Here is a 13,117-nt window from a genome sequence, read left to right on the forward strand (position 1 = left end):
CTGGGAAACTGGGGGGCTGGCGAGCGCAGTGACGCACCAGGCGCCGGGTGGCGGGCCGTTCGCGGCGACCGGCCGCCCCTCTCTCGTTCGGACGTTACCCGCCCTGATTTTCGCGGATGATCGTGGCGGCAGCGCTTTCCGCATCGCTCGCGACGCCGTCGTGCACGCGTGTGCTGACGGCCGGCGTCGGCGGCTCGCTGTCGAGCGCGTGGCCGTTGCGATCGTGCGTGTCGACCGTCGCGCGCATCGACAACCCGACGCGCAGCGGATGCGCGGCCAGATCGCGCGCATCGAGCGCGATCACGACCGGCACGCGCTGCACGACCTTGATCCAGTTGCCGGCCGCATTCTGCGACGGCAGCATCGAGAACGCGCTGCCCGTACCCGCCGAGAAGCCCTGCACGCGGCCGCGATAGGTCACGCGCGAGCCATACAGATCGGACACGACCTCGACCGGCTGCCCGATGCGCATGTGGCGAATCTGCCCCTCCTTGAAATTCGCCTCGATCCACAGCTGGTTGAGCTGCACGATCGACATCAGCGGCACGCCGGGCCCGACCTGCTGGCCGACCTGCACCGAACGCTGCCCGATCGTGCCGTCGACGGGCGCGACGATCGTCGTGCGCTTCAGGTTCCGGTACGCAAGCTTGAACTGCGCGGCCGCCTGCACGACAGCCGGGCTTTCGTCAACAGGCAACCGCGTGCCGAGCGCACGTGCCGCATCGAGTTGCGCCTGCGCGGCCGCGAGATTCGCCTGGGCACCGGCGACCGCCGCGCGCGCGCGCGCGAGTTCCTCGGGGGCGACGATCTCGACCGACGCGCCCGAGCGTGCAGCGAACGCGCGCTGCGCGAGCGCCAGGTCGGCGCGCCGCGCATTCACGGCCTCGACGTACATCGTGTTCGAGATCTTCGCGTTCGCGACCTGCCGCACGGCCTGCGCGAGCTGCGCCTTCGCCTGCGCGAATGCGACGGACGCCTCGGTGTCGTCGAGCTTCACGAGCGTCTGGCCGGCGCGCACGGCCTGCGTATCGGCAACCACGACGTCGGTCACCGATCCGGGGATCTGCGCAGCGACCTGGACGATGCTGCCGGCGACGTACGCGTCGTCGGTGTCTTCGTAATAGCGATCGCTCAGCAGCCAGTACGCGATCCACGCGAGCGCGGCCACCAGCACGACCGCGAAGAACGCGATGAAGCGCTTGCGGCGCGTCGCGCGGCGTGCGTCGAGTGCCGGGTCGTTCAGTGCGGCCGGCGGCGCGGCGGTATGGAGGTTGTCGTGATGCATCAGTCGCTTTGCGTAACGATCAGGCGATCGTGCTGGAACAGGGGAATCGGTGGCGTGACCGACGGGCTCGGCGCCGGACTCGCCGCTGCCGTGCGCGCGAGAACGGGGGTGCTGCGAGGCGTCGCGGCGGCGGCCGGTGTGCGCGCCGCGTCGTCGCGTCGTGCGGGCGCCGCATTCGATGCAGCGACGATCGGCGGCATGGCCACGCTCGCCGCACGCACATCGGCCGACGGCGCCGCCACCGGTCGGCTCGCGTCCGGTGCGTTCGGTGCGTTCGGTGCGTTCGGTGCGTTCGGTGCGTTCGATGCTTTCGGTGCGGTCGCAGCGGCCACGGCGGGTGCGGCAATCGCAGCAGCGCCTCGCTTCGCCGCCCCGCTACGCGCCCGATGCACGGCCGGCGCCTGCGCAACCGTCGCGCCCGCATCGAACCCGCCGCCCAGCGCGCCGATGAGCCCGACGCGCAGCGACCGCTGCCGGCCGAGCAACGCGATCATCTGCGCGCGCTCGTCGATCAGCGTGAGATCCGCGACATCCACGTCCTTCTGCATCAGCACGCCGCGCCGGTGCCGGTCGGTCGCGATCTCCACGATCTTCTGCGCGGCCGCGACCGCGTCCTGCTGCTGAGCGACGAGCGTCTGCGACGTCTGCAGCGACGTGACGAACTGCGCGACCTGCCCGAGCGCGTCGTCGACGGTCTTGTTGTACAGCCCGATCGCGACGTCGGCCTGCGCGACATCCGCACCGAGCTTCGCCTTCAGCCGGCCGCGATCGAAGATCGGCAGCGAGATCGCCGGGCCGACCGAGCCGGCGAGTGCGTCACGCGAGAACAGCGACGCGGGCGTGAGCGCGAACACGCCGCCGAGCGCGACGAGGTTCACGTCCGGATAGAACTGAGCGCGTGTCGAATCGGCATTCGCGAACGCGGCTTCGACACGCAACCGTGCGGCGACGATGTCGGGCCGGCGCCCCAGGAGATCGGCCGGCAGCCGCGCGGGCAGCGCACCGCCCGCGAATGTGCCGACGCGCGGCCGCTGCAGCGCGAGCCCGCGCTCCGGGCCGCGACCGGACAGCACGCCGAGCTGCAGCTGCGCGAGCTTGATCTGTTCGTCGTTGAGTGCGATCTGCGCGAGCAGCTTGCTGCGCTTGATCGAGGCGTCGCTCGCGTCGTACGCGTTGTCGAGCCCGCGTGCGGTGCGCTCGCGCAGCACGGTCGTCACGCGCTGGCTGACCTTCAGTTTCTGCTGAAGCAGATCCTGCGTCGCATACGCCTGGTCGAGCTGGCAGTACACGGTGACGATCGCGACCGCCAGCGTGAGCCGCACCTGCTCCGCCTCGACCCGCGCCGCTTCGCGCAGCGACATCAGGCTCTTCGTCGCGGCGCGGTTCCTGCCCCACAGGTCGAGCTGGTAGGTCAGCCCGACGAACACCGACGACGGCGAGGTGTTCGGATCGCCGAAGATCTCCACCGGCACGCGATAGCCGCTGACCGACACGTTGGCGACGTCGTCGCCGGGCTTCGGCATGCGCGCGCGGCTGACGGTCGCGCCGGCCGTGCCCGTCAGTCCCGTCAACGAATCGAACTGCTGAAGCTGCGCCTGCGCGATCCGCAGCCGCGCCTGCGCGACCTGCAGGTCCGGGTTGTTTTGCGAAGCCTCGGCAACCAGCGCATCGAGCTGCGGATCATTCAACTGCTTCACCCAGTCGGGCGCGGGCCATGCGCCGTTCACGCCGGGGCCGGCCGTATGCACGAGCGCATCGTCGGCCGGCGCGCGCAACGACAGCGACGGCAGGAAGCCCGACGGCACGCATCCGCTCAACGCCAGCGACACGGCCGCGACGGCGATCGTCATCGAGCCGCCCTTCATGCCACGCGCCGCACTCGCCGCTTCATTCACACGCCGCATCGCGCCCCTCACCCCTGCTGCACGCGTTGCGCACGCGCGGCCAGACGCGGCCGCGTGCGTTCGAGCGGACCGAGCCGGCCGAACAGGCCATCGGCGACGCCGAACAGGATGCCGGCGAGCTTCGCGCGCTTGTCGCGTTCGACGAGCGCGATCTGCACGACCTGCCACACCGTCAGCAGGTTCGGCACGATCGCCACCGGAAAGCGCAACCCGTACTGCATCCCGAGCTGCACCGCATTGCGCGCGCTGTAATAGCGCCGTTGCCACGAGTGATTCATCGACGTCATTTCAAAAGGGCCGATCGCATGACGCTGCTTCGCGCCGATCCGGTGCGGCAGCACCAGCGACGGCACGACATAGAGCGGCACGTTGCGCGACAACGCGCGGAAACTGTATTCGGTATCGACGTGATCGATGAACAGCGTCTCGTCGAAACGGCCGAGCACGTCGAATGCGTCGCGCGACACGACACAGCCCGACGAAATCAGGAACGCGCAGCGCTGCAACGGTGCGCCCGGCTCGATGCGCAGGCGGCGCAGCCCGATCCCGTTGGTCGACAGTTCGGGCAGGAAGCTGCGCGCGTTTTCGTCGAAGATGCGCGGGCCGGCCAGGAACGCGCGCCTGCCGAGCCCCGCGCACACATCGCGCATCGCGGGGAAATACGCGGCCGGCACCGACGAATCCTGGTCGAACAGCGCGACGGCATCGATCCGGTCGCGAAACAGCGCCGCGAGCCCCGCGTTGTATGCGCCCGCGATCCCGCCGCGGTTGCCGTGATGCAGCAGCGCGATGCCTTCGCGCGCGCACATCTCGCGGGCCCGTGCATCGGGCTGCGGCGTGTTGTCGACGACGAGCAGCGCGTCGCACGCGTGCCGCCATGCGCCGAGCGCATCGAGCTGTGCATCGCTCGGGTAATACAGGATCACGAGTGCGCCGAGTGTCGTCATGTTCCTCTCCTCAATGCCCGAACGAGGCCGACGCGCCGCGCTTCGGCCGCGTCAGCCACATCATTGCCGCGAGGGCGAGACACGTCATGCTCGCCATCCAGAACATGTCGTTGGTCGCCATCATGTAGGCCTGCTGCATCACGACCTGGTGCAGCGTCGACAACTCGCGCACGCCATCCACGCCCATCGCGTTCAGCGTATGCACGAAGCGCTGCGTGTTCGCCGACGCGTGCGTGACGGATTGCGACACGACGTCGTAGTGATAGGTCGCGCGGTTGTCCCACAGCGTCACGCTCATCGCGGTGCCGAACGCGGCGGACAGCGTGCGCAGGAAGTTCGACAGGCTCGACGCGGCCGCGAGCCGGTCGTCCGGAATGCGCGACAGCGTCGCGGCGGTCAGCGGAATGAAGAAGCACGGCAGCCCGATCCCCTGGATCAGGCCCGGCGCGGCGATCTGCGCGAACGTCATCTTCAGCGTGAAATGCGCATCCCATGCGAGCACGGCCGCGAACACGAGGAAGCCGAAGGTCGCGAGCACGCGCGCGTCGAAGCGATGCGCATGCAGCCCGACGAGGATCGAGAACACCAGCGCGAGCACGCCGAGCGACGCCGTGGCAAGCCCCGCGTGAAACGCGTTGTAGCCCATCACGGCCTGCATCCACAGCGGGAACACGACGCCGACCACCGAGAAGCTCATCATCCCGAGCGAGATGATCAGTACACAGAACGAGAACGTGCGATCGCGGAACAGGCTGAGATCGACGACGGGATGCGCCTCGCCCGCTTCCCAGATCAGCAGCGACACGATCGAGAGCGCCGCGACCACCGCGAGCGTGACGATCAGCGGCGAGCCGAACCAGCCGCGATCGTGGCCGAGATCGAGCATCGCCTGCAGCGAGCCGACGCCGATCACGAGCAGCACGATGCCCGGCACGTCGATCGGGCCGGCCTGGCCGTGTTGCGCGTCGGGGCGCAGCATCGCGGTGCAGACCGCGAACGAGAACAGCCCGATCGGCAGATTGATCAGGAAGATCCATGGCCACGAGAAGTTGTCGACGATCCAGCCGCCGACCACCGGCCCGAAGATCGGTGCGAGCAGCACCGTCATCGCCCACAGCGCGAGCGCAATCGTGCGTTTGTCCGGCGGGAACGTGCGCAGCAGGATCGTCTGCGACAGCGGCACCATCGGCCCGGAAAACAGTCCCTGTAGCGCGCGGCAGATCACCAGCACGTGCAGGTCGCGCGCGAGCCCGCACAGCAGCGACGTCAGCGTGAACAGCAGGATCGCGCCGACGAACAGCCGCAACTCGCCGACGCGGCGCGCGAGCCAGCCCGTCAGCGGCACCGCGATCGCGGCCGCGACCGAGTACGAGCTGATCACCCACGTACCCTGGCTGTTCGATACGCCGAGACTGCCGGAGATCGCCGGCACCGCGACGTTCGTCACGGTCGAGTCGAGCACCTCGATGAAGGTCGCGAGCGACAGCGCGAACGTCAGCAGCGCGAGCCGGATGCCACGCACCGGCTGCGCGGCCGGCGCGGGCGCCGGCACGTCGAACGCGGAAGGCGCGACGGGCCCGTCGTGAAGCGGCGACGCGGTGCTCATGCGCCGGCCACCGCAGCTTCGTGCCGCACGGCAGCACGCCCATGCGCCGGTGCGAACCGTTCGATGAAATCGGCGGCGGCTTCGCAGCCGTCCCGCTCGGCGGCAAGCAGCGCGCGCGTGCGCGCCGCATGCACCGCGAACGAAGGTTCACCGAGCACACGCGCGAGCGCCGCGCCGAGACGCGCACCGTCGATCGGGCCGTCGACCCGCACGCCGCAGCCGCTCACGGCGACGCGTTGCGCGTTGTCGAACTGGTCGTGCGCGAACGGCGTGACGACCTGCGCGATCCCGGCTTCGAACGCGAGCGCCGCGGTCCCGACCCCGCCGTGATGCACGAGCGCGCGGCAGCGCGGCAGCAGCGTGCGCATCGGCACGAAGCGGCGCACGAGCAAACGGTCACTGTCCGGCACCGCATCCTGCGACGTCAGCAGGATCCCGCGCGCGCCGGTCGCGCGCAGCGCGTCCGCCACCGCACGCGCGTAGGCCGCGTGATCGACGCGTGTCGAACCGGCCGTGAACACGACCGGGGGCTCACCGGCCGCGAGATACGCATCGAGTGCCACATCGTCTTCAGGCGTCGCAATATCGTTGAACAGCGGGAAACCGCTTTGCAGATGATTCGAAGGCCAGTCCGGCTGCGGCGGCGCGAACCAGCCGGGAAACAGGCACAGCACGCCATCGGTCGAATGCAGCCAGCGGCCCAGCACGCGCCGCGCGGGCGCGAGCCCGAGCGCGCGGCGCACCGCGTTGAGCGCGGGCCCGCACGTGCGATCGAGCACCTGCCGCTCGATCAGCGTCATCAGCGCCGCCTTCACGGGCAGCGGCCAGCGCGCGGGAATCGTCAGGCGCGGGTGCGTCGGCGGCGCATGCGCGGACAGCAGCGTCGACGGCGACACCTGCACCGACACGTACGGCGTACCGTGCAACTCCTGCATGAAGCGCGCGGAGAACGCCCACAGCGTGCCGACGAGCACCGTATCGTCGTCGGTCAGCGCACGCAGCGCGTCGTAGTGCGGGCGCAGCGTCGGCGCGATCACCTCCCACAGCGTGCGAAACGACGTGCGCGAATCCCACAGCGCGGGGTTTGCCATCGCGGCCTCGTATTCGGCCGCGGTGCCGATCGGCACGAAGGCGAACCCGCAACGGCGCACGACCGCCTCGAACGGCGCATGCGTGCAGAACACGACGTCGTGGCCGCGCGCCGCGAGCGTCCTTGCGACGCCGAGCAGCGGATGCACGTCGCCCGCCGAGCCGATCGCGGTCACGATCATCTTCGCCATCGCGCGCCTCGCGGGGATCAGTAGAAGCCGGGAATCAGCGCCGCGACCTCGCGACGGTACTGCGTGTACGCCGGCCCGAAATACCCGGTCAGCCAGCTTTCCTCGACGCGCACCTTGTACGCGAGCGACGCGAACACGAGCAGCACGCCGATCGCGCCGCGCCATTCGCCGCCGATCAGCGCCGCGCCGACGAGTGCGATCAGGCAGCCCGTATAGATCGGGTGACGCACGAGCCCATACGGCCCCGTGCGGACGAGCTCATGGTCTTCCTTCAGCGTGACCGACACGCTCCAGTTCGTGCCGAGGTGCAGCCGCGCCCACACCGAGAACAGCAGGCCGGCCACCAGCACCGCGAGCCCGCACTGCGCCTGCAGGCCGAAGCGCTGCCAGTCCGGCACGAGCGCCTGCCACGACGGATCGGGCAGGATGATCAGCGCGCCGCCGACGATCAGCGGAATCGACTGCAACGTGCGCGAGCGCGACGCTTCCTTGCGCACGGTCGTCTTCACGCCTTGCGACGTGGCGATCCAGTAGGCGAGCCACACGGCCCACGGAACGACGATGGCGATGGTCTGAACGATATTCACGGCTGGCCTGCCTCGTTGGGATGGGAATTCGGGAGCGCCGCGCGTACCGGACGCACGGCGGACGGCGTCACGACGACAGCGCGTGCATCGGAGCCGGCACGCACGACTGCGCGGCGGCAAGCGCCATGCCGGCGGCGAGCGACGACCCGCCGCAGAAAAAGTCGAGCAACGCCGAACGCGTGTATTCGCGCTGCGCGCGGCCTTCGATGTCGAGGAAGTGGCCGGCGTCCGGCACCGTCGCGAACCGTGCGCGCGGCACGTGCGCGCCGAGCTGGCGCACGTCGGCGGGGGTCGTGTATTCGTCGCGCTCGCCGTTCAGGAACAGCAGCTCGCAGCCGATGTTCGAGAACTCGCTGAGGTAGCGCTCCGGCTGCAGCGACAGGATCTGGTCGACGTGGAACGCGACCTGGTCCTGCTCGTCGCGCGGCAGGCGCGTGAGATACCGGTAGTTGTACAGCTTCATGATGCGCGGCAGGTAGCGGCCGACGGTGTCGTTCAGCAGCTGCGCGGCCTTCAGGTTCTCGCCGGCCGCGATGTGGTCGCGGGCGCGCGTCACGTAGTCGACCATCGCATCGTTCAGGAACGGCGAGAACGAGCAGATCGCCGCGCGCCGCACGCTCGGGCAGCCGCGTGCGAGCGCGAACAGCGACGCGACACCGCCCCACGACACCGACACGAGGTACGCCGGCGCGAAGCGCTCGACCAGGTGCTGCAGGATCGCGGCCTCGTCGTCCTTCGTCAGGATGAAGCAGCCCGGGTTGTGCTGGCGCGACTGCCCCGCATACGGCAGGTCGAAGCAGATCGTGTTCATCCGCTCGCCGAGATACTGGACGGTCTGCCCGAACGACGCGGTCGTCGCCAGGGCGCCGTTGACGAGCATTGCCGTGTCGAACGCCGGGTCGAACACGTTGCGTTCGACGTAGACCTTCAGACCATTCGGCAATGGGACCACGTGTTTTTCGGTCAGCATCGTCGTTCTCCGGTTGATGCGGCGTCTCGACGTCGCGGCATGCTGCAGGTGCGCAATGACTGCGCCGGTTTTTTACACGCGATCCGAATCGCGCGATTGGCCAATGCACCGCGGCAATACCGGCGGCATCGATTCATTCCTCGTAGTGCGGCGCCATACTAATACGGACAATATTACTGACTCAAGTCATTCCAACGATACCCTCTACTCTGTTAGGAAATACGGCAGATTCAAATTATTCCCGCATTTTTTATGGTAGGCGGAATTCGATCGAGGGCGATAGCAATCGTTTGCGCGGTGACGGCAGATTTCCTTAAAAAGGACAAATATTCGTTCATAATCAGCAATTTATGTCGTTTAATTCGCTTATTTCAAACGGATTTTCACGACCGAATCGTGACGTGGTTTCGCGCATCGAATTCCGCGCTCAACCGAATATCACACAGCTCAATATTCTTTCATTCCGTAATCGCTTCGACACCTGAAACGATTAACCGGATTGATCGCTCGATTCCGAAAGCGTTTTAAACGAATTCCAACTTTTTTAAACATCTTTCAATTATTTTTCCGCACCTGCACAACGTGTGATCGGAGGCCTCGCTCACCTGCCGGGTACCCGCCGTCGCCGTCCGACCCCGGTTTTTTATTGATTGAACGATCAATAAAAAACCGCTAAGCTCTCGACTTCCATGGACGGCCCGTCCGGGCGAAGGGAGTCGCGATGCCGAAAGTCGGAATGCGGGAGATTCGCCGCGCACAGTTGATCGACGCCACGCTGCGGTCGATCGACGAGGCAGGCCTGCCCGGCACGACGCTCGCGTCGGTCGCGCAACGCGCGAACATCTCGACGGGCATCGTCAGCCACTACTTCGGCGACAAGGACGGCCTGCTCGAAGCGACGATGCGGCACGTGCTGCGCGACCTGTGGTCGGCCACCACGCGCCGCCGCGTGGCGGCACGCAAGGATCCGCGCGCCCGGCTGCGCGCGATCGCCGCCGCGAACTTCGACGACACGCAGGTCAGCGCGCCCGTGATGAAGACCTGGCTCGCGTTCTGGTCGCAGAGCATGCACGACCCGATGCTCAAGCGCCTGCAGCACGTCAACACGCGGCGCCTCCACTCGAACCTGTGCGCCGAATTCGCGAAGGCGTTGCCGCGCACGCAAGCGCGCGAAGCCGCCAGCGGCCTCGCCGCGCTGATCGACGGCCTGTGGCTGCGCGGCGCACTCGCCGGCGGCCCGATCGACACCCGGGCTGCATTGAAGCTCGCCCACGATTACATCGACCTGCTGCTCGCGTCCGACTGACGCGCCACGCAGTCGCCCTCAAGGAGATCCTCATGTCCGTATTCGGTTTGCAGCGCCTCTACATCGGCGGCGGTTACGTCGACGCCACGAGCGGCAAGACTTTCGACACCTTCGATCCCGCCACCGGCGAACTGCTCGCGCAGGTGCAGCAGGCCAGCGCGGCCGACGTCGATCGCGCGGTGGCGTCCGCACAGGAAGGCCAGCGTGAATGGGCCGCGATGACCGCGATGCAGCGCTCGCGCATCCTGCGCCGCGCGGTCGACCTGCTGCGCGAGCGCAACGACGAACTCGCGGCGCTGGAAACGCGCGACACGGGCAAGCCGATCGGCGAGACGCTCGCGGTCGACATCGTCACCGGCGCGGACGTGATCGAGTACTACGCGGGCCTCGCGACCGCGATCGAAGGGCTGCAGGTGCCGCTGCGCGCCGAATCGTTCGTCTACACGCGCCGCGAACCGCTCGGCGTGTGCGCGGGCATCGGCGCGTGGAACTACCCGATCCAGATCGCGTGCTGGAAGACGGCCCCCGCGCTCGCGGCCGGCAACGCGATGGTGTTCAAGCCGAGCGAAGTCACGCCGCTCACCGCGCTGAAGCTCGCGGAAATCTATACGGAAGCCGGCGTGCCGGCCGGCGTGTTCAACGTCGTGCAGGGTGACGGCTCGGTCGGCGCGCTGCTGACGTGCCACCCGGACATCGCGAAGGTGTCGTTCACCGGCGGTGTCGAAACCGGCAAGAAGGTGATGTCGCTGGCCGGCGCGTCGTCGCTGAAGGAAGTGACGATGGAGCTCGGCGGCAAGTCGCCGCTGATCGTGTTCGAGGATGCCGACCTCGACCGCGCGGCCGACATCGCGGTGACCGCCAACTTCTTCAGCTCGGGCCAGGTCTGCACGAACGGCACGCGCGTGTTCGTGCACCGTTCGGTCAAGGATGCATTCACGCAGCGTGTGCTCGAACGCGTGAAGCGCATCCGCGTCGGCAAGCCGACCGATGCCGAGACCAACTTCGGCCCGCTCGTGTCGGCCGCGCAGCTCGACAAGGTGCTCGGCTTCATCGAGAGCGGCAAGGCCGAAGGCGCGAAGCTGCTCGCGGGCGGCACGCGCCTGACGGAAGGTCACTTCGGCGGCGGCCAGTACGTCGCGCCGACGGTGTTCGGCGATTGCCGCGACGACATGAAGATCGTCCGCGAGGAAATCTTCGGGCCGGTGATGAGCATCCTCGATTTCGAATCGGAAGACGAAGTGATCGCCCGCGCGAACGACACGCACTACGGCCTCGCGGCCGGCGTCGTGACCGAGAACCTGTCGCGCGCGCACCGCACGATCCATCGTCTCGAAGCCGGCATCTGCTGGATCAACACGTGGGGCGAATCGCCGGCCGAGATGCCGGTTGGCGGATACAAGCAATCCGGTGTCGGACGCGAGAACGGCATCACGACGCTCGAGCACTACACTCGAATCAAGTCGGTGCAGGTCGAGCTCGGCCGCTACAACCCGGTGTTTTAAGGATCACGAAAGGAGATTGACCGTCATGACGACACGCGAATACGACTACATCATCTGCGGCGCAGGTTCCGCGGGCAACGTGCTCGCAACGCGCCTGACGGAAGATCCGGACGTGACGGTGCTGCTGCTCGAAGCGGGTGGCCCCGACTACCGCTTCGACTTCCGCACGCAGATGCCGGCCGCCCTCGCCTATCCGCTGCAGGGCCGCCGCTACAACTGGGCCTACGAAACCGACCCCGAGCCGCACATGGACAACCGCCGGATGGAATGCGGCCGCGGCAAGGGGCTCGGCGGCTCGTCGCTGATCAACGGCATGTGCTACATCCGCGGCAACGCGCTCGACTACGACAACTGGTCGACGCACAAGGGCCTCGAGAACTGGACGTATCTCGACTGCCTGCCGTACTTCAAGAAGGCCGAAACGCGCGACGTCGGCCCGAACGACTATCACGGCGGCAGCGGCCCCGTGTCGGTCACGACCAGCAAGCCCGGCGTGAACCCGCTGTTCGAGGCCATGGTCGATGCCGGCGTGCAGGCCGGCTATCCGCGCACCGACGACCTGAACGGCTATCAGCAGGAAGGTTTCGGCCCGATGGACCGCACGGTCACGCCGAAGGGCCGCCGCGCCAGCACCGCGCGCGGCTACCTCGACCAGGCGAAGGTGCGGTCGAACCTCGAGATCGTCACGCACGCGCTCGCCGATCGCATCCTGTTCGACGGCAAGCGCGCATCGGGCGTCACGTACCTGCGCGGCAGCGAACGCGCGACCGCGCATGCGCGGCGCGAAGTGCTCGTGTGCAGCGGCGCGATCGCGTCGCCGCAACTGCTGCAGCGCTCGGGCGTCGGCCCCGGCGCATGGCTGAAGGAACTCGACATTCCCGTCGTGCTCGACCTCCCCGGCGTAGGCCAGAACCTGCAGGATCACCTGGAGATGTACATCCAGTACGAGTGCAAGGAGCCGGTCTCGCTGTACCCCGCGCTCAAGTGGTGGAACCAGCCGAAGATCGGCCTCGAATGGATGCTGAACGGCACCGGCCTCGGCGCGAGCAACCACTTCGAGGCGGGCGGTTTCATCCGCACGCGCGACGACGACCTGTGGCCGAACATCCAGTATCACTTCCTGCCTGTCGCGATCAACTACAACGGCTCGAACGCAATCGAGATGCACGGCTTCCAGGCGCACGTCGGCTCGATGCGCTCGCCGAGCCGCGGCCGCGTGAAGCTGCGCTCGCGCGATCCGAACGACCATCCGAGCATCCTGTTCAACTACATGGCCGAAGCGCTCGACTGGCGCGAGTTCCGCGATGCGATCCGCGCGACGCGTGAAATCATGCGGCAGCCCGCGCTCGATCGATATCGCGGCCGCGAGCTGAATCCGGGCGCCGACTGCAAGTCCGACAAGGAACTCGACGCGTTCGTGCGCGCCCGCGCGGAGACCGCGTTCCATCCGTCGTGCTCGTGCAAGATGGGTTACGACGACATGGCCGTGGTCGATGAAGAAGGCCGCGTGCACGGGCTCGAAGGGCTGCGCGTCGTCGATGCGTCGATCATGCCGATCATCACGACCGGCAACCTCAACGCGCCGACGATCATGATCGCCGAGAAGATCGCGGACAAGATTCGCGGGCGCAAGGCGCTTGCGCGCGTGGATGTGCCTTACTTCGTTGCGAACGGGGCGATGGCCCGCAATATCGCGAAGGCGGTGCGGCAGCCGGAGACGGTTTGATAAC

General features: G+C 67.8%; 10 protein-coding genes. 3 read left to right on the forward strand and 7 right to left on the reverse strand.

Annotation, left to right across the window (positions count from 1 at the left end):
• Nucleotides 1–94 precede the first annotated feature (94 nt).
• The 7 genes from C5O79_RS36115 to C5O79_RS36145 all read right to left on the reverse strand — a co-directional run bounded on the left by C5O79_RS36115 (nucleotide 95) and on the right by C5O79_RS36145 (nucleotide 8,579).
• Nucleotides 95–1,285 (reverse strand): efflux RND transporter periplasmic adaptor subunit, encoded by a 1,191-nt coding sequence (locus C5O79_RS36115; protein ID WP_122476618.1) that lies wholly within the window; start codon nucleotides 1,283–1,285, stop codon nucleotides 95–97.
• Nucleotides 1,285–3,189, reverse strand: coding sequence for an efflux transporter outer membrane subunit (locus C5O79_RS36120; RefSeq protein WP_131932241.1), 1,905 nt, complete (start codon nucleotides 3,187–3,189; stop codon nucleotides 1,285–1,287). Before C5O79_RS36120 ends, C5O79_RS36115 begins: the two co-directional genes overlap by 1 nt.
• 8 nt (nucleotides 3,190–3,197) lie before the next feature.
• The gene (locus tag C5O79_RS36125) at nucleotides 3,198–4,136 is read right to left on the reverse strand and encodes a glycosyltransferase family 2 protein (RefSeq protein ID WP_122476623.1); all 939 of its coding nucleotides are present in this window, start codon (nucleotides 4,134–4,136) and stop codon (nucleotides 3,198–3,200) included.
• A 10-nt stretch (nucleotides 4,137–4,146) separates the two neighbouring features.
• A complete protein-coding gene (locus tag C5O79_RS36130) occupies nucleotides 4,147–5,742 on the reverse strand; it encodes a DHA2 family efflux MFS transporter permease subunit (protein WP_122476626.1) in 1,596 nt (531 codons plus the stop codon).
• Entirely contained in the window at nucleotides 5,739–7,022 is a 1,284-nt protein-coding gene (locus C5O79_RS36135; protein WP_122476628.1) for a nucleotide disphospho-sugar-binding domain-containing protein, read from the reverse strand. The genes C5O79_RS36130 and C5O79_RS36135 overlap by 4 nt, the downstream gene beginning before the upstream one ends.
• Nucleotides 7,023–7,039: 17 nt before the next feature.
• Nucleotides 7,040–7,609 carry an isoprenylcysteine carboxylmethyltransferase family protein gene (locus C5O79_RS36140; protein ID WP_046549619.1) on the reverse strand — a complete coding sequence of 190 codons (570 nt, stop codon included), beginning with the start codon at nucleotides 7,607–7,609 and terminating at the stop codon, nucleotides 7,040–7,042.
• A gap of 67 nt (nucleotides 7,610–7,676) precedes the next feature.
• A complete protein-coding gene (locus C5O79_RS36145; RefSeq protein ID WP_046549620.1) occupies nucleotides 7,677–8,579 on the reverse strand; it encodes an alpha/beta hydrolase in 903 nt (300 codons plus the stop codon).
• Between the two features lie 721 nt (nucleotides 8,580–9,300).
• On the opposite strand from C5O79_RS36145, the gene betI reads away from it, so the two are divergent.
• Genes betI through betA form a run of 3 tightly spaced genes read left to right on the forward strand, consistent with a single transcriptional unit; the run spans nucleotide 9,301 to nucleotide 13,113 of the window.
• Nucleotides 9,301–9,885: a transcriptional regulator BetI gene (gene betI, locus C5O79_RS36155; RefSeq protein ID WP_122476631.1), complete on the forward strand. Its 585-nt coding sequence runs from the start codon at nucleotides 9,301–9,303 to the stop codon at nucleotides 9,883–9,885.
• A gap of 32 nt (nucleotides 9,886–9,917) precedes the next feature.
• On the forward strand, nucleotides 9,918–11,387 hold the full coding sequence (gene betB, locus C5O79_RS36160; protein WP_122476634.1) for a betaine-aldehyde dehydrogenase: 1,470 nt from the start codon (nucleotides 9,918–9,920) through the stop codon (nucleotides 11,385–11,387).
• A gap of 25 nt (nucleotides 11,388–11,412) precedes the next feature.
• The gene (gene betA, locus C5O79_RS36165; RefSeq protein WP_046549623.1) at nucleotides 11,413–13,113 is read left to right on the forward strand and encodes a choline dehydrogenase; all 1,701 of its coding nucleotides are present in this window, start codon (nucleotides 11,413–11,415) and stop codon (nucleotides 13,111–13,113) included.
• Nucleotides 13,114–13,117: the final 4 nt, after the last annotated feature.

The organism is Burkholderia sp. SRS-25 (assembly GCF_004343765.1).
GTDB classification, from domain to species: Bacteria; Pseudomonadota; Gammaproteobacteria; order Burkholderiales; family Burkholderiaceae; genus Burkholderia; species Burkholderia contaminans.